Here is a 16,868-nt window from a genome sequence, read left to right as displayed (position 1 = left end):
TGACCATGGTCGTCTTTAAACCGTTTGCCCCGTATATACCGAACCATCCTGAAGCGGTCGCTGCCGATCCGTACGACGTCGTCAACGTCGAAGATGCCCGCCGCGATATCAAGCAACGTCCGAATTCGTTTTTGGCGGTCGACAAACCTGAAGCGCTCGAGAGTGACATGGCGCTTGAAGCGTGGGGGCGTCGCGCCCGGAGTGAACTCGAGCGTCTGTATGAGACCGAGTTGAGCCGGCACGACGAAGGGTTTTATGTGTATCAGCTCACCGATGCGGGACGGAAGCAGACCGGACTCGTCGCGACATTCGCTGTCTCTGACTATGAGGCTGGCCGGATCAAAATCCACGAGCACACCCGCGTCACGAAAGAGCGGGAACGAGTCGAACATGTGGCAGTGACGAAAGCGCACACCGGACCGATCTTATTGAGTCATCAACCGGACGAGGCGTTGAAACGGCTACTCAGTGCGGCGGCGGACGGCACGGCCCTATTTTCATTCACGGACGAACGTGGTGTCAGGCACGAAGGGTTTCGTATCCCGTCAAAAGATCTTGCCCGCTTGATCATGATTGGGGCCAGCATCCCGGCCATCTATATCGCCGATGGGCATCACCGAGCCAAAGCCGCGGCCGTCGTCGCCAGGAGTCCGATTCATGAAGGGGAATCGAAACAAGAGCGGGACCATTTTCTCGGCGTCTTGTTTCCGAGCGACGAGTTGACGATTTTACCGTATCATCGCCTGTTGACGAATGTGGCACCCGAAGAAGTCACGGCGCTCTTAGAAGGAATCTCATTCACATATGTGGTCGACCCGGTCGAGGACCTGTTCGTTCCGGAAGAACGTGGCGCGTTCGGTCTGACGTATCGAGGGGCGCACTATAAGTTGACGAAACGGCAAGCGACGGACGCACTCGCTGTCGCCACGCTGCAACGTGATCTTCTTGAGCCGTATTTCCATGTCAAGGACGTCCGGTCGGATGAACGGATCGACTTCGTCGGCGGAAAAGAGGCAGTGTCGCGATTGAAGCAGCTTGCTGAGCGGCCGGATGTCGTCGTCTTGACGTGCCACGCCACGGCGATGGAAGAGCTGATGCGCGTCGCCGATGAAGCCGGACAAATGCCGCCAAAATCGACATGGTTCGAGCCGAAATTGAAGAGCGGGCTGTTCATCCATCGCTTCGATTGAATGCGGAGAGTGGCGTGAAGGCGTGAAAAGCGTTATAAATGGAAGGAGAAGAAAGGGGTGGCCGCCATGGCTAAAGCCGTATATCTTCACATTCCATTTTGTGAACATATTTGTTATTACTGTGATTTCAACAAGGTGTTCTTAAAGAACCAACCGGTTGATGACTATTTAGATGCCCTCGAACGAGAGATCGTCCTATCGCTCGAACAATATCCGACCGATCAAATCGACACGATTTTTATCGGCGGCGGGACACCGACCGCACTCGATGAAACGCAAATGAAACGTCTCATGGACATGGTCGAACGGCACTTGTTGCCACTCGCTTCAGATGACCTTGAATATTCGGTCGAGGCGAATCCGAACTTCGTGAGCGCGGAGAAACTCGACACGATGAAACGAGGCGGCGTCAACCGCGTCAGTTTCGGTGTCCAGACGTTCGATGACGGCGGACTCGAACGAATCGGACGGACACACCGGGCCGATGACGTGTTCGCGACGGTGAACGAGGCCGCCAAGCGGTTCGATAATATTTCAATCGACCTCATGTTTGGACTGCCGGAACAGACGCTCGAACAAATCGAGCGCGATCTCGATTTGGCGTTTCAGCTCCCGATCCAACACGTCTCTTCCTACTCTTTGATTCTCGAGCCGCATACCGTGTTCGCGATTCAAGAGCGGAAAGGGAAACTGCGCCTTCCGGGCGAAGACATCGAAGTCGCGATGTATTTAAAAGTGATGGAGACGCTCGAACGGCGTGGTCTGAAACAATACGAAATCTCGAACTACAGCCTTCCGGGGCGGGAGAGCCGCCATAACCAAGTGTATTGGCGCAATGAGGAGTATTACGGCTTCGGCGCCGGGGCCCATAGCTATTTGAAAGGGGAACGGCGGGCCAATATCGCCCCGATCCCGCACTATATTAAAGCGGAAGGATTGCCCGTTCGGAGCACGACGCGTCTCGAGACGGTCGAGAAGATGGAAGAAGAGCTCTTCCTCGGTCTTCGCATGCGTTCCGGGGTGGCGTTCGAGGCGTTTGAAGCGAAGTACGGCGTGACGATGCAGGCGGTGTTCGGTCACGTCTTGACCGACCTCGAAGCGAAGCGATTGATTGAACTGACGGACACACACGTCCGTTTGACGGAGTCGGGGTTACCGCTCGCCAACGAGGCGTTCGCCGCGTTCATCGGTGAGGCCCGCGTCGATCCGAATCCGGTGAAATAAAGGTAGATCGCATACAAAAAAGGGAATCCGCAACAACGGATTCCCTTTTCATATTACAAGACGAGATCGCGATACATCGGCGTGAGCCGGCTGAACGTATCCTCGACGAGAGCGAGGAACGCCGCCTCGTTTTGGAGGATAGACGCATCGGCCGGAAGTTGGCGGCCGATTAAAAAGTCGGCCTTCTTCACGTCTTTGAACCGGTCCATGATCGTGTCGATCGCTTCTGAAGACGTGTCCTCGAGCAAGAACGCTTCTTTTTTCATATGATCACCGGCGATATGGAAATCAGGAAACGCAGACTTGATGTCAATCGTCTTCAACCGTTCGGCAATCGCCGCCTTGTTCGGCATCTCGTAGATGAATGCGAGCCAAATAAAGACCCGGTCGTCAAAGAGACCGACCTGGAAGTGAGGATGTTTTTTGTATCCGCGTTTATCATGGCAGATCGCCATCCAAGTGTCTTTAGGCGGGTTGACGGTCCGGCGCGCATGTTTGGCGACGTGTAAATACAGCGGGATACCGACATCGGCCTCGAGCTGGGGGCCGACTTCTTCATAAATCTGGTGGAAAAGCGGCTGAATGTTCGAACGGATGCCTTCCATGCGGGCATCTAGTCCGTCTTTTGTGAAAACATCGAATTGTTGTGTTGTAAACATAAGATCACCTCAATTTGTATCATACCGAATCCACTGAAAACATGCATAGGCGACGACTTCAGGTTAGCTCAAAAAATGAGACGAATGAATTGACAAATAGAGAGAACATGATAATATTTGAAGTGTGATTAGCACTCGTTAAATATGAGTGCTAATAAAGCGAGGCCTATCTTTCAGAGAGGAGTGAAGATGTGCTGACAGAGAGACAGTTGCTCATTTTACGAGCTATCATTGACGATTATATCCAGACGGCGCAACCGGTCGGCTCCCGTACGTTGTCGAAACGGGGTGACTTGTCATTCAGCTCGGCGACGATTCGGAACGATATGGCCGATCTAGAGGACATGGGTCTCATTGAAAAGCCCCACACGTCGGCCGGACGGATCCCGTCCGAGGTCGGATATCGTTATTACGTCGACCATCTCGTCGAAAAGAAAATCATCGACGAGCGGGAGACGTATCGTCTCGGGGAACATTTGCGGGCGTCTGCACAGGAGTCCGCAGTGCTCATCCGTCAAGCCGCCGACTTACTCTCTGATTTGACCAACTATACGACCGTCGCCCTCGGTCCGAACAGCCAAATGAACCGGTTGGCGCGAATCGACTTGATGCCGCTCGATGAACGGCGTGGCGTCGTCTTGATCGTGACGGACCAAGGGCATGTCGAACACCGGACGGTCGTCTTTGAATCGCCGATGGCGCCGGACATGGTCGAAGAGACGATTCGTTTTCTAAACGATCGTCTCAAAGGAACACCGCTCGGTCAACTCAAGTTCCGCATCGGTGAAGAAATATCGAAGCTTCAACTCGCGCATCAAGAACAGTATGAGAATATGATGCAGCTCATCCAATCGACCGCCGGGCTGCATCATCCGACCTCGCTCTACTTGGGCGGGAAAAAGAACATCTTCAATCAACCGGAGTTTCAATCGCTCGATACGCTCCGTCCGTTCCTCGAATGGATCGATGAACAGGAGCGCTTGACCGATTGGCTCGAATCGTTGCCAAATCGCGAGATTTATGTGAGCATTGGGAGCGAGAATGGGATCGTCGCGCTTCAAAATTGCAGCGTCATCACCTCGGATTATACGCTTGACGGGAAGACGTTCGGGACGATCGCCATGATCGGACCGACTCGGATGGACTATCGGCACGGGGTGCAGATGATGGGGCAACTCATCGAGGCGCTCAGGCGAACGAAACTAGAAGAGTGACGGAAAGGAGCCTCAACATGACAGCAGACAACCAAAACGGTCCAGACAAGGACGAAGTGCTCGAAGAGAAAGATTTCGAACCGAAGCAAGAACCGACGACAGACGTCGAATCAGACGAGGTTTCAAATGCTCAGAATGTGGAAGAAAGTTCTGAGGGGACGGATTTACAAAAAGAAATCGAAGCGCTCAAAGCGAGTGAACTGCGCATTCGCGCCGATTTTGACAACTTCCGCCGCCGGACGAACGAAGAGAACGCGAAACGCGTCAAGTTCGCCTCGCAAACGGTCGTCGAAAAATTGATTCCACTGATCGATAACTTCGAGCGCGCGATGCAAGTCGAAGCGAATTCAGACGATGCCAAACAAATCCAGGCAGGTGTCGATATGATCCATCGGCAATTGCTCGACGTGTTGAACGGCGAGAACGTCGAAGCGATCGAAGCGGTCGGCCAACCGTTTGACCCGAACTTCCACCAAGCGGTCATGCAAGAGCCGAGCGATGAGTTCGAGTCAGGAATCGTGACGATGGAACTTCAAAAAGGTTACACGATGCACGGACGCGTCATTCGTCCGAGCATGGTAAAAGTCGCAGAATAACATTACTTAACTAGATGGAGGAATCGACAATGGGTAAAATTATCGGAATTGACTTAGGGACAACAAACTCATGCGTAGCAGTCATGGAAGGTGGCGAAGCGGTCGTCATCTCGAACGCGGAAGGGAACCGTACGACTCCTTCTGTCGTCGCATTCAAAGGGGAAGAGCGTCAAGTCGGGGAAGTCGCGAAACGTCAAGCGATCACGAACCCGAACACGATCCAATCAATCAAGCGTCACATGGGTACGTCACATACGGTAGAAGTCGACGGCAAGAAATTCACGCCGCAAGAGATTTCAGCCATCATTTTGCAAAAGCTTAAAAAAGACGCGGAAGACTACCTCGGCGAGTCAGTGACAGAAGCAGTCATCACTGTTCCTGCCTACTTCAACGATGCCGAGCGTCAAGCGACGAAAGATGCCGGGAAAATCGCCGGTCTCGAGGTCAAACGCATCATCAACGAGCCGACAGCGGCCGCACTCGCATACGGTCTCGATAAAGGCGAAGACCACACGATCTTGATCTATGACCTTGGCGGCGGTACGTTCGACGTCTCAATCCTCGAACTCGGAGATGGCGTCTTTGAAGTTGTCGCGACAGCCGGTGACAACCGTCTCGGTGGGGATGACTTCGACCAAAAAGTCATCGACTACCTCGTTCAAGAGTTCAAAAAAGAGAACGGCATCGACCTCGCCCAAGACAAGATGGCGCTTCAACGTTTGAAAGATGCAGCTGAGAAAGCGAAGAAAGACCTCTCAGGCGTGACGAGCGCCCACATCAGCCTCCCGTTCATCACGGCTGGAGCTGCGGGTCCGCTTCACCTTGAAACGACGCTCACGCGTGCGAAATTCGATGAATTGACAGCCGACCTCGTCGAGCGCACGATGGAGCCGACACGCCGCGCGTTGAAAGACTCAGGTCTCACGCCGTCTGACCTCGACAAGATCATCCTCGTCGGTGGTTCGACACGTATTCCGGCGGTCCAAAAAGCGATTCACGACTTCACGAAGAAAGAGCCGTTCAAAGGCGTTAACCCGGATGAAGTCGTTGCCCTCGGTGCAGCGATTCAAGGTGGTGTCCTTGCCGGTGACGTGAAAGACGTCGTCCTTCTCGATGTCACACCGCTCTCACTCGGTATCGAGACGATGGGCGGCGTCATGACGAAGTTGATCGACCGTAACACGACGATCCCGACGTCGAAGTCACAAGTCTTCTCGACGGCAGCGGACAATCAACCGGCCGTAGACATCCACGTCCTCCAAGGGGAACGTCCGATGGCGCCAGACAACAAGACGCTCGGTCGCTTCCAGTTGACGGACATCCCGCCGGCACAACGCGGCGTCCCGCAAATCGAAGTCAAGTTCGACATCGATGCGAACGGAATCGTTCACGTATCGGCGAAAGATCTCGGTACGAACAAAGAGCAGTCGATCACGATCCAGTCGTCTTCAGGTATCGACGAGTCTGAAATCGAGCGCATGGTAAAAGAAGCTGAAGCGAACGCCGAAGCCGACAAACAGCGCAAAGAAGAAGCTGAACTCCGCAACGAGACGGACCAACTCGTCTTCGCGACGGACAAGGCGATCAAAGACCTTGGCGAGCAAGTCGACGCAGCGGATAAAGACAAAGCCGAAGCAGCGAAAGAAAAAGCGAAATCAGCGCTTGAAGGAACAGACATGGAAGCCATTCGTTCGGCAAAAGACGAATTGGCGACAGTCGTTCAAGAGTTGACACAAAAAGTGTATGCAAAAATGGCTGAAGAGCAAGGTGCTGAAGGTGCGGAGGCCCAAACGGAAGCGAAAGACGACAATGTCGTTGACGCCGAGTTTGAAGACCTCGACGACCGTAAATAATAAAACCGATAGGAGGGCGCCAAAGCAGGTTTCTGCTTTGGCTCTTTCTATGTTAAGGTAGAATCGGTAAAATCGAACTTTATGGACAAGAATAGGAGAGAGTGACGTGGCGAAACGAGATTATTATGAAGTGCTTGGCCTGGATAAGTCGGCCTCGGCGCAAGACATTAAGCGGGCGTATCGAAAGCTCGCACGTGAATATCACCCGGACATCAACCAAGAGGCCGATGCGGCCGATAAGTTTAAAGAGATCGGCGAGGCGTATGAAGTGTTGTCGGACGAACAAAAGCGGGCCCAATACGACCGCTTCGGCTTTGAAGGGGCAAGCCAGTTCGGCGGCGGTGACTTCCAAGGCGGTTTCGGTGACATCTTTGATATGTTCTTCGGCGGAGGCGGACGTCGTCAAGACCCGAACGCACCGCGCCGTGGCGAAGACTATCAGTACGTGGTCGACCTCGACTTTATGGAGAGCGTCACTGGGAAGACGGAGACGATTGAACTCGAAATCGAAGTCGAATGTGACACGTGCATGGGTAGCGGCGCCAAGCCAGGTACGAAACCTGAAACGTGTGGACGTTGTGGCGGTAGTGGCGTTGAGACGGTCGAACAAAACACGATTCTCGGACGGATGGTCAATCAACGCCCATGTAGCCAATGTCATGGCACAGGGAAGACGATCAAAGAGAAATGTCCGACGTGCCACGGCTCTGGCCATGTGAAGAAAACACAACGCGTAGAAGTGAAAATTCCAGCCGGGATTGATAACGGCCAACAAATTCGGATGTCTGGAAAAGGTGGCCCCGGTTTCAACGGCGGACCAGCAGGAGATTTGTACGTCGTCGTCCGTGTCCGCGGTCACGAGATCTTTGAACGGGTCGACCAACATATCGCCATGGAGATGCCCGTCACGTTCACCCAAGCGGCCCTCGGTGCTGAAATCGAAGTTCCGACCGTTCATGGCAAAGTCAGCTTGAAAGTTCCGGCCGGCACACAGACCGGATCAAAATTCCGGTTGCGCGGCAAAGGGATGCCGAGCGTTCGTGGCGGTGGTCACGGGGACCAATACGTCACGATCGTCATCATGACACCGACGAACATGACCGATCGTCAAAAAGAATTGCTGCGCGAATTCGAAGAAATCAGCGGAGAAGCGGGTGTCGAAGAACAACATGGTCTGTTCCAAAAGATGAAAAAGTTTTTTAGTCACTAAAAGGAGCGTGTACAACGATGAAATGGTCTGAAATTTGTGTCCACACGACACAACAGGCAGTCGAAGCCGTATCAAACTTATTACATGAAGTGGGGGCACAAGGGGTCGTCATCGAGGACGTGGAAGACTACGACCAGATGATGGCCGAAGACCATTTCGGAGAGATTTGGGACGTTTCCGGACGCGAATCGTACCCGACGTCCGGTGTCTACGTGAAAGCGTACGTCCCGGCGTCGAGTGATTTCCAAGACACGCTTGCCGCCTTTAAAAAAGAAGTCGACCGTCTCCGGGACGTGCTCGACGTCGGTACCGGAGAAGTGACGGTCTCCGAGATGGACGAGGAGGACTGGGCCCATTCGTGGAAACAGTACTACAAACCGGTGAAAATCTCGCAGCAACTCACAATCGTCCCGCTATGGGAAGATTACGTGCCACAACCGGAAGAGAACGTGATTTTACTCGACCCAGGGATGGCGTTCGGCACGGGAACACACCCGACGACGATGTTGTGCATCCAAGCGATCGAGAACTATATCAATCCGGGCGATCGATTGATCGATGTCGGCACAGGATCGGGTGTTCTCGCCATCGCGGCGGCGAAGCTCGGGGCTGAACACGTCGAGGCGCTCGATTTGGATGCCGTCGCGGTCGAGTCGGCGCGGCAAAACGTCGAGACGAACGGCGTCGGTGATGTCGTCAACGTCAACACCGGCGATTTGTTGAAAGGGATGACCGGTGAGTATGACTTGGTCGTCGCCAATATTCTGGCCGACGTCATCATGCTCTTCACCGACGACGCATACGCGCGGGTCAAACAAGGCGGCTATTTCATTACATCCGGCATCATCGGACAAAAACGGGCGGAAGTGACCGAGGCGTTGAAAGCGGCCGGGTTTGTGATCGAAGAGACACGGGTCATGGAAGACTGGGTCGCGATCATCGCCAAGAAAGGGTGAGCGATGCAACGATACTTTTTACAACGTGAAGCGTTTAACATAGACACGGTCGAACTGCCGCCAGACGTCGTCCATCATATCGGGACGGTGTTGCGGGAAGGTCCGGGTTATCGGATGGTCTTATTGGATGGGACGGGTGTTGAGTACGAGTCTGAAGTACTGACGCTCGATAAAAAAACGGGGACGGCCAAAGTGTTGCAAAAGCGCGAAGCGACGACCGAGCTCCCGATTGATGTGACTCTCGCCTACGCCTTGCCAAAAGGGGATAAAGTCGAGCTTGTCGCTCAAAAAGCGACCGAGCTCGGGTTGCATCACTTGTTGGTGTTTGAGTCGAAACGGTCGGTCGCGAAGTGGGACGCTAAAAAAGCACCGAAGAAAGTTGAGCGGTTGCAAAAAATCATGCAAGAAGCGGCCGAACAGTCGTATCGTGCCGTCGTCCCGACGTGCCAGTATGTGTCGTCACGCGAGTTGGCGCACGGGTTCGAGCAGTACGACGCGATCGTGCTTGCCTATGAAGAGACGGCGAAGTCTGGGGAGCAGTCAGCGCTAGCAAACGTGATCGCATCACTCGCCCCAGGTGCTCGTCTGCTCTTGATTGTCGGACCGGAAGGCGGCTTCGATCAAGATGAAATCGACGGTTGGGTTGAACGAGGCGGCGTGCCGTGCGCGTTCGGCCCTCGGATTTTGCGATCGGAGACGGCGCCGCTCTACGCATTGGCTGCCATTTCCTATGCCCTTGAATTGACGTAAAAACAGCTCTTGCCACGAATGGCAAGAGCTGTTTTTGTGATGTTTATTTGACGAGTGTGATCGTCTCTTTCGTGACGTTGCCCGCGAGGTCGACGGCCTCGAACGTGAACGTGTTTTCACCCGACTTCACCGGGAGGGTGACTGTCTCTGTCCGTGAGAACGGACGCATCTCGTATGGGGCTTTCAACGTTTGACTAAATTTTAAGTCACCGTTGACGAGAAGCTTCACTTCGTCGAAGTTGTCTTTCACGGTCACGTCTAACCGGACCGTGTCTTGATTTTTATTGATTTTTTTCGGGAGCTTCCCGAATGAGATCGTCGCCGGTGTCGCATCGACGAAGATCGTCCGTTGGAAGTTGGCGACGTTGCCAGCCGCGTCCTCTGCCACGAAGCGAAGCTTATGGACACCGTCCTGGAACGAACGTGTCGTATTGAAGTCGTAGCGCTTCGTCGCTTCATTGAACGTGAGCGGGACCTCGACACCGTCGACTTGGAACGATTGGATGGCCGATGCGTCTTGGATTGATCCTGAAATCGGGATGACCGATGTCGCATACGGTGATAATGCGAGCGGTGCTGTCAAGAAGACACCCGGCTTGTCGGCGTCTGTCGAATAAGCGACCGCTTTCGTCGTACTGTTGCCGGCGTGGTCGGTGACGCGCACGCTGACGTTGTCCGTTTCGCTAAGTGAGGCGAACGTATGCGACGCTGAAGCGTTCATTGACGTGGCGACTGCCTTGCCGTTGACGAGATACTCGACGGAACGTACTCCGGCGAAGTCATCTTTTGCTTGGACGGCCAGGCTGTCCTGGAGCCATTTCGCTGTGAACGTCGGGTCTGTATAGTCGACTTTGACAGGGAAGCGGAGCGTTTGCGCTTCTTTTTTCATGTAATCGATGCTTGCTTCGATCTCATAGAAATACTTTCCGGCTGGTGCTGGTTTCCCGTTCAACTGACCGTCCCACTTGTAGGCGGCTGAATAGTAGTACGGAGTATTGCGTCCGCCGTCGAAGTAGTTTTTCCGTAACTCATCGTCTTGGCGGAGCGTGCGGACCACGTTGCCCGTCTCATCGACGATGCGATATTTGACATCTTTGGCGTTTCGGAGCAACGAGAACACCGGTGTGGCCGCATCTTTCACTCCATCACCATCTGGAGAGAAGGCGATTGCATCGAAGTTCAATGAATTATCGAGGTTGACTCCAAGGTAATTACCGGTCTGATCCACCATTCCTGCCGTCTCATAGAACGATCCAGACTCATAAACCGATGCATCGAAGATCGGTGCCTTGCCCCAGTCGCCTTCGAAGCCGACGAATGGAACGACGAGGTCCGGGTTGCCTTCTGATCCTTTAGAGTCGGTCAAACGGATGAATCCGTCGACGAAATAGCCGTTCTCAAACACGTCTTTTGCTGTCACGAGCCCGCTCAACGTTTTTGGATTCAGCACTTGTGCTTTTGAAACATCAACTGCAACTTTAATTTCTTTTTTCTGTCCAGCCTTCAGTTGGACGACATTGACCTCTTTTCCATTGACGGTCACTTTTGCGTTATGGAGCGGCTGGGCCTCCATCGCATTTTGAACGACACCTGGTGTGCGCTCGATGGCAAGGTCGGTCTGGAGTGACGACGAGACGTCGTATGAGACGGCTTCGTTCGACAAGTTCTCGACGACAAGCGTGAACGTCGCTTTACTGCGGTTCAACTCTTTCAATGCGACTTTCGCTTCTTTCGACGCTTTCTCATAGGCGACGGCCGGTGTCGAGACAGCGGCATGGAGCTGCATCAAGCCGGCTCCGCCGCGACGTGGCGTGTATGGAATGTTTTGCTTCAACTGTTGGTTGTAAGGACCGATGTCGGTCACGGCTTTTGACGTGTTAATCAACAAGTTTTTCGCCATCGTGACACGGTCGACTCCGTCGAGATTGAACTGCTCATCGACACGTTGGAGGACGAGGGCAGCTCCGCCTGCGACGTGAGGGGCTGCCATAGATGTCCCGCTCATCAAGCCGTACTGGTTATCGTTTAGCGTCGAGAAGATTTGACCGCCCGGAGCCGAGATTTCAGGTTTGAAGTCAAGGTTTGGCGTCACGCCCCATGACGTGAAGTTCGACAAAGCGCCAGCGGCCCGGTTGGCGACGCTGATGCGGTCTCCACTGAAGCCGATCCGCATCTCTTCTCCAGCGACGAGACGGTCGCGTAACTCGTTGCCGTCTTTAATGCTGAGTGAGGCCATCGGGATTTTCGGATTGGCGAGCGCCATGCTGACGTAATCACCATGACCGACCGCGCCTCGCACGATGACACCGGCCGCGCCTTGTGCTTCGGCCGTCTGTTGGATATTCGAGTAGAAGTAGCCGCCGTCGCGAACGGCGAAGACGATCTTTCCTTTGACGTCTTTTCCTTCGTATCCGCTCGGCTGACCGTCGCCGACGTAGACGACGTCGTATTCGCCGTTTGAAAACGCAGGACCGTCTTGCTTCTTCCAACCGATCTTTTCGGTCTTCTCGCCTGAACGGACCGAGAAGGCGTCGAGTTGGATTTGGTCGTTCTCGAGAGAAGCGACCGATGTGGAGGCGGAGCTGACACTCGGTGCCCCGACGACGCCCGTGTCCGGGTTGTTGGCGTACGGCAAGTCGTAGCCGTTCCCGAAGTAGGCCGAGTTCCCTGCCGAGATCGACATGAACACACCATTGTCGACTGCGCGCTGGACGGCTTGCTGTTCTGGCGAATCCGCACTGACGAATCCTGCCGTCGAGCCGAGGCTCATGTTGATGACGTCGGCGCCAAGTTTGATGGCGTCATCGATCGCTTTAATGTAAATATCTCCGTACGTCGACGCGTAGTTCGGGTCGTTACTGAACACTTTGAGTCCGAGCACTTGTGCTTCCGGCGCCACACCTTTCAAGCCGCCGGCCGCTTCGTCTCCGTTCGCGGCGACCGTACCGGACACGTGCATCCCGTGCATCGATGCGCCGGGCGAATCGTCACGGATATCATCGTTTTCGTCATAATAGTTGTAGGCGTAAGGGACTTTGTCGTTTATGTAGGCACCTGCCATGCCGAAGTCGTTCACGGCGGACGTTACTTCAGATTCAGACAGCTCGGCTTTTGAGCGGTCGCTCAATTGGAAGTCGCGGTGGTCGGCGTCGACACCGGTGTCGATGACGGCGACAACCGTTCCTTCACCCGTATATCCGTAGTCGCCCCATGTTTGTTGGGACTGAACCATGCCGTTGCTCGTCACCATGTCAGGCTTCACTTCCGGACGCTCATATTCGTTAACGAGGTGGACGGCAGCGACTTCAGGCAACGCCTCGATTTTTTGAATGTCTGACGTCGTCATGAACGTACTGAATCCGTTGAATACCGTCGTGAACTCTTCGATCGGGTCAGCGGTCACGCCTTGTTTGGAAATCGCTTGTTTCGCTTTCTTTTGTTCCGCTTTGACGAGACCGTGAGCCCGGTCTTTTTCAGTTTTCGTGAGGGCGTTGAACTTCTTCCCTTTCTGTTTCGCCTGTTCGATGGCAGGAGCACCCGCGAATTCGACGACGACGCGTACTTTTTCTTGCTTGTCAGCGACAGCGACGTTCGCCGTGACCGATGGTTTCGCGAGTACAGGTTCAGCGCCGAGTCCGAGTAGACCTGGCGTCAACGCGAGACACGTCGCGAGAGATACGTTTACATAAAACTTAGGTTGTGGCAAAGTGATGTCCTCCAATCAATTTTTAAAAGATTTAATCCATTTGTGGAAAATCATAGCGGAATAACGATGATAAATCCCCTATTTTTTTAAACGATAGGGTAATGAATTTGAACAAATTAAAAAATTCTGACAATTACTTTTGTCCTACTTCTCTTTTGATGAGGTAGGTCTTTTTTCATTTCGGGTCGATAAAACTAAAAATCCACCGCGTTCGCAAACAATTCACTTGAGATTTTTTTAGAAAGTTGGTATTGTCGGTGTATAGAATTCATATAAAACATATCAAAATAGTCGGAATAAACGAGAATGAGGTGAATCGATGGGACTTCAGTTCATGGAAATCTTCAAAGAATGGGCGTCGCAATACGATGAGACGGTGAATGGGCACGACGAACAATATAAAGAAGTGTTCGCCGGATATGACACGATGCTTGACGAGGTCGTTGAGCAGTTAGAAGGACGCGTCATGGAGTTTGGTGTCGGGACCGGCAATTTAAGTGCCCGTATTTTAAAACAGCACGAGTTGATTGCCATCGAGCCTTCTGATGAGATGCGCGAGGTAGCGGTCCAAAAACTCGGGATTGAAGTGGGGACGGGTGACTTCTTGAATTATCCGACTGAACAACGTGTTGATTCGATTGTATCGTCCTACGCGTTTCACCATTTGACAGACGCCGAGAAACGACAAGCGATTGAGAGCTATGTAGAGCATCTCGATTCACCGCGTTTCGTCTTGCTCGATACGATGTTCGCATCTGTCGAGGCACGGACGGAAATTATCGATTGGGCAACGGAACATGGTTTCATTGACTTGGTAGAAGATTTAAATCGCGAGTATTACCCATACACGGACACGATTCGGTCGATTTTAGAAGACAACGGATACGCTGTGCAAATGGAACAGAAAAACAAATTTGTATGGCTCGTCGTGGCCACGAAACAAACAGGAGGAACTCAATCATGAAAAGTTATAAAGTCGAAAGCTTTAATTTAGACCACACAAAAGTACAAGCGCCTTACGTCCGTTTAGCCGGAGTGAAGAAAGGAACGGCCGACACGATCTATAAGTATGATATCCGCTTCATTCAACCGAACGAAGGACTCATGCCGATGCGCGCCGTCCACTCGCTCGAGCATTTGATTGCTGAAAACAGCCGCAGCCACTCGAACCAAATTATTGATGTATCACCGATGGGTTGCCAGACAGGCTTCTATTGGACGATGCTCAACGATGGGGATTATGAAGCGATGCTCGACCTCGTCGAAAAGACACTCCGTGACGCGGCGAACGCGACGGAATTACCGGCGCAAAACCCGATTCAATGCGGAAGTGCGAACCATCACGATTTCGAGGGCGCGAAGAAGCTCGCGGCCGATATGCTCGCGAAGCGTGACGAGTGGCACATCATCTTCAAGGACGAGGCGTAAATGATTGTCCGGGATGTGTATGAGTTGGTCGGACATACCCCGCTCATCGAGTTGACGACGTTACCTATCCCGGAAGGTGTCAAAGTATACGGGAAGATGGAAATGCGAAACCCGGGCGGGAGCGTCAAAGATCGGCTCGGCCTGCAATTGATTGAGCGCGCCATCGAGCGGGGTCAACTCAAACGCGGCGGGACGGTCGTCGAACCGACCGCCGGGAATACGGGGATCGGACTCGCGCTCGCATGCCAGAAGTTCGGGATTAACTTGATGACGGTCACCCCTGAAAAGTTCAGTCAAGAAAAACAGGCGCTCATGCGCCTACTCGGGGCGACGGTCGTCAACACGCCGACAGCACTCGGGATGAAAGGTGCGATCGAACGAGCGAAAGAACTGGCACGTGAGCATGACGCTTACTTGCCGGAACAGTTTTCAAACCCGGATAACCCGGACGCGTACGTCGAGACGCTCGCCGCCGAACTGCTTGCGGACGTCCCGAACATTGACGTCTTTATCGCAGGGGCCGGATCGGGTGGGACGTTCACCGGGGTGGCGAAAACACTCCGACCTACCGGTACGAAGACGATCGTCGTCGAGCCGGAAGGATCGATTTTAAATGGAGGCGCTCCGGGTCCTCATAAAACTGAAGGCATCGGCGTGGAATCGTGGCCCGTGTTTTTAGATGAAACGTACGTCGACGGGATTTATACGATCACAGATGAAGAAGCGTTTTATTACGTTGCCCATTTGGCCAAGCGAGAAGGACTGCTCATCGGAAGTTCCTCGGGCGCTGCCATCGCGGCATGCGTCAAAGAAGCCAGTCAAATGTCAGACGGCGTGATCGTCACGGTTTTGCCGGATAGTGTGGAACGATATTTAAGTCAAGGGATAGTCGAGGAGGCAGAACATGCGTACAAAAACAGCGCTCATTCACGGCGGTAAAACGACCGACCCACTCACAGGGGCCGTCACACCAGCCATCTATCAAACGAGCACGTACAAACAAGACGGGATCGGGAATCTGCGGGAAGGGTATGAGTATTCACGTACCGCCAACCCGACACGCACAGCGCTCGAGACGCTGATCGCGGACATCGAAGGAGGGGCACGCGGATTCGCGTTCGCCTCTGGAATGGCGGCCGTGTCGACGATTTTGATGCTCTTAAAATCTGGGGACCACGTCATCGTCGGTTCTGACGTATATGGAGGAACGTATCGTGTATTCAATCGAGTATTTCAATCACTTGGCCTGGAGGCATCTTTTGTCGATACGGCCGATGAAGCAGCGGTCCGCGAAGCCGTCAAACCGAACACGAAAATGATTTACGTCGAGACGCCGACGAACCCGCTCTTAAACGTCACCGATTTGAAGCAGATGCGCCAAATCGCGGATGAAGCTGGGACGTTGTTCGTCGTCGACAACACGTTCATGACCCCGTACTTCCAAAATCCGATCGAGTTCGGAGCGGACTACGTGCTTCATAGCGCGACGAAATATTTAGGCGGTCATAGTGACGTCGTCGCTGGTCTCGTCGTCTCGCGCACCGAACAACTCGGTGAAGACTTGGCGTTCCTTCAAAACTCGGTCGGTGCCGTTCTTGGGCCACAGGACAGCTTCTTAGTCGTCCGCGGGATCAAGACGCTCGCCGTCCGGATGGAAGAAATCGAATCGAACGCGCTCGCGCTCGTCGATTTCTTGACAAAACATGAGGCGGTCGGGCGCGTGTTACACCCGAGCATCGCTAGTGCTGAGGCGAAACGTGTCCACACGTCACAAGCACGCGGCTTCGGTGGCATGATCGCGTTCGATGTCGGTTCCGCTGAAGCGGCAGAGCTCATCGTCGCGAAGACGCACTACTTCACGCTCGCTGAAAGTCTCGGAGCGGTCGAGAGTTTGATCAGTGTACCGGCACGGATGACACACGCTTCCATCCCTGCGGAACGTCGCCAAGAGCTCGGAATCACGGACGGACTCGTCCGTATCTCGGTCGGGCTTGAGGATGTCAACGATTTGATTGAAGATTTAGAACAGGCGCTCGCGTCTGTCGAGACAGTTTCGAACTGAAGAGAAGCTTGAAAAGAGAT

General features: G+C 53.5%; 14 protein-coding genes. 12 read left to right on the top strand and 2 right to left on the bottom strand.

Annotated elements, in window-relative coordinates:
- Positions 1 to 5: 5 nt before the first annotated feature.
- Together JJU47_RS10205 and hemW are read left to right on the top strand one after the other, a co-directional pair.
- Entirely contained in the window at positions 6 to 1,190 is a 1,185-nt protein-coding gene (locus JJU47_RS10205) for a DUF1015 domain-containing protein (RefSeq protein WP_228618948.1), read from the top strand.
- 66 nt (positions 1,191 to 1,256) lie between these two features.
- Positions 1,257 to 2,414, top strand: coding sequence for a radical SAM family heme chaperone HemW (hemW, locus tag JJU47_RS10200; protein WP_228618946.1), 1,158 nt, complete (start codon positions 1,257 to 1,259; stop codon positions 2,412 to 2,414).
- 53 nt (positions 2,415 to 2,467) lie between these two features.
- Here the strand turns inward: hemW and JJU47_RS10195 are convergent, their stop codons facing one another.
- Complete coding sequence (locus JJU47_RS10195) at positions 2,468 to 3,073, bottom strand: DUF1054 domain-containing protein (protein WP_228618944.1); 606 nt, start codon at positions 3,071 to 3,073, stop codon at positions 2,468 to 2,470.
- 191 nt (positions 3,074 to 3,264) lie between these two features.
- On the opposite strand from JJU47_RS10195, the gene hrcA reads away from it, so the two are divergent.
- The 6 genes from hrcA (at position 3,265) to JJU47_RS10165 (ending at position 9,652) form a co-directional block, all read left to right on the top strand.
- The gene (gene hrcA / locus JJU47_RS10190; protein WP_228618941.1) at positions 3,265 to 4,287 is read left to right on the top strand and encodes a heat-inducible transcriptional repressor HrcA; all 1,023 of its coding nucleotides are present in this window, start codon (positions 3,265 to 3,267) and stop codon (positions 4,285 to 4,287) included.
- Between the two features lie 17 nt (positions 4,288 to 4,304).
- Positions 4,305 to 4,883: a nucleotide exchange factor GrpE gene (gene grpE, locus JJU47_RS10185; protein WP_228618939.1), complete on the top strand. Its 579-nt coding sequence runs from the start codon at positions 4,305 to 4,307 to the stop codon at positions 4,881 to 4,883.
- A 29-nt stretch (positions 4,884 to 4,912) separates the two neighbouring features.
- Positions 4,913 to 6,736 carry a molecular chaperone DnaK gene (gene dnaK, locus JJU47_RS10180; RefSeq protein WP_228618936.1) on the top strand — a complete coding sequence of 608 codons (1,824 nt, stop codon included), beginning with the start codon at positions 4,913 to 4,915 and terminating at the stop codon, positions 6,734 to 6,736.
- Between the two features lie 106 nt (positions 6,737 to 6,842).
- Complete coding sequence (dnaJ, locus tag JJU47_RS10175; RefSeq protein ID WP_228618934.1) at positions 6,843 to 7,946, top strand: molecular chaperone DnaJ; 1,104 nt, start codon at positions 6,843 to 6,845, stop codon at positions 7,944 to 7,946.
- Between the two features lie 17 nt (positions 7,947 to 7,963).
- Entirely contained in the window at positions 7,964 to 8,902 is a 939-nt protein-coding gene (gene prmA, locus JJU47_RS10170) for a 50S ribosomal protein L11 methyltransferase (protein ID WP_228618931.1), read from the top strand.
- A gap of 3 nt (positions 8,903 to 8,905) precedes the next feature.
- Complete coding sequence (locus JJU47_RS10165) at positions 8,906 to 9,652, top strand: RsmE family RNA methyltransferase (RefSeq protein ID WP_228618928.1); 747 nt, start codon at positions 8,906 to 8,908, stop codon at positions 9,650 to 9,652.
- A 43-nt stretch (positions 9,653 to 9,695) separates the two neighbouring features.
- On the opposite strand, the gene JJU47_RS10160 is transcribed toward JJU47_RS10165, so the two are convergent.
- Positions 9,696 to 13,358: a S8 family serine peptidase gene (locus JJU47_RS10160; RefSeq protein WP_228618926.1), complete on the bottom strand. Its 3,663-nt coding sequence runs from the start codon at positions 13,356 to 13,358 to the stop codon at positions 9,696 to 9,698.
- 319 nt (positions 13,359 to 13,677) lie between these two features.
- On the opposite strand from JJU47_RS10160, the gene JJU47_RS10155 reads away from it, so the two are divergent.
- The 4 genes from JJU47_RS10155 to JJU47_RS10140 are packed head-to-tail and all read left to right on the top strand — an operon-like array spanning position 13,678 to position 16,848.
- The gene (locus JJU47_RS10155; protein WP_228618924.1) at positions 13,678 to 14,322 is read left to right on the top strand and encodes a class I SAM-dependent methyltransferase; all 645 of its coding nucleotides are present in this window, start codon (positions 13,678 to 13,680) and stop codon (positions 14,320 to 14,322) included.
- Positions 14,319 to 14,786, top strand: coding sequence for an S-ribosylhomocysteine lyase (locus JJU47_RS10150; protein ID WP_214760959.1), 468 nt, complete (start codon positions 14,319 to 14,321; stop codon positions 14,784 to 14,786). The genes JJU47_RS10155 and JJU47_RS10150 overlap by 4 nt, the downstream gene beginning before the upstream one ends.
- Positions 14,787 to 15,725: a PLP-dependent cysteine synthase family protein gene (locus JJU47_RS10145; RefSeq protein ID WP_228618921.1), complete on the top strand. Its 939-nt coding sequence runs from the start codon at positions 14,787 to 14,789 to the stop codon at positions 15,723 to 15,725.
- Positions 15,691 to 16,848, top strand: coding sequence for a bifunctional cystathionine gamma-lyase/homocysteine desulfhydrase (locus JJU47_RS10140; protein WP_228618919.1), 1,158 nt, complete (start codon positions 15,691 to 15,693; stop codon positions 16,846 to 16,848). The genes JJU47_RS10145 and JJU47_RS10140 overlap by 35 nt, the downstream gene beginning before the upstream one ends.
- The last annotated feature ends 20 nt before the right edge of the window (positions 16,849 to 16,868 follow it).

Source organism: Exiguobacterium sp., from assembly GCF_020832205.1.
GTDB lineage: Bacteria > Bacillota > Bacilli > Exiguobacteriales > Exiguobacteriaceae > Exiguobacterium.
The sequence above is the reverse complement of the archived record's forward strand: the minus strand, read 5'-3'. Positions and strand labels throughout refer to the sequence as shown.

Coding starts and splice junctions, on each gene's coding strand:
- JJU47_RS10205 (WP_228618948.1), top strand. CDS start 6: ATGGTCGTCTTTAAACCGTTTGCCCCGTATATACCGAACCATCCTGAA.
- hemW (WP_228618946.1), top strand. CDS start 1,257: ATGGCTAAAGCCGTATATCTTCACATTCCATTTTGTGAACATATTTGT.
- JJU47_RS10195 (WP_228618944.1), bottom strand. CDS start 3,073: ATGTTTACAACACAACAATTCGATGTTTTCACAAAAGACGGACTAGAT.
- grpE (WP_228618939.1), top strand. CDS start 4,305: ATGACAGCAGACAACCAAAACGGTCCAGACAAGGACGAAGTGCTCGAA.
- dnaK (WP_228618936.1), top strand. CDS start 4,913: ATGGGTAAAATTATCGGAATTGACTTAGGGACAACAAACTCATGCGTA.
- prmA (WP_228618931.1), top strand. CDS start 7,964: ATGAAATGGTCTGAAATTTGTGTCCACACGACACAACAGGCAGTCGAA.
- JJU47_RS10165 (WP_228618928.1), top strand. CDS start 8,906: ATGCAACGATACTTTTTACAACGTGAAGCGTTTAACATAGACACGGTC.
- JJU47_RS10155 (WP_228618924.1), top strand. CDS start 13,678: ATGGGACTTCAGTTCATGGAAATCTTCAAAGAATGGGCGTCGCAATAC.
- JJU47_RS10150 (WP_214760959.1), top strand. CDS start 14,319: ATGAAAAGTTATAAAGTCGAAAGCTTTAATTTAGACCACACAAAAGTA.
- JJU47_RS10145 (WP_228618921.1), top strand. CDS start 14,787: ATGATTGTCCGGGATGTGTATGAGTTGGTCGGACATACCCCGCTCATC.
- JJU47_RS10140 (WP_228618919.1), top strand. CDS start 15,691: ATGCGTACAAAAACAGCGCTCATTCACGGCGGTAAAACGACCGACCCA.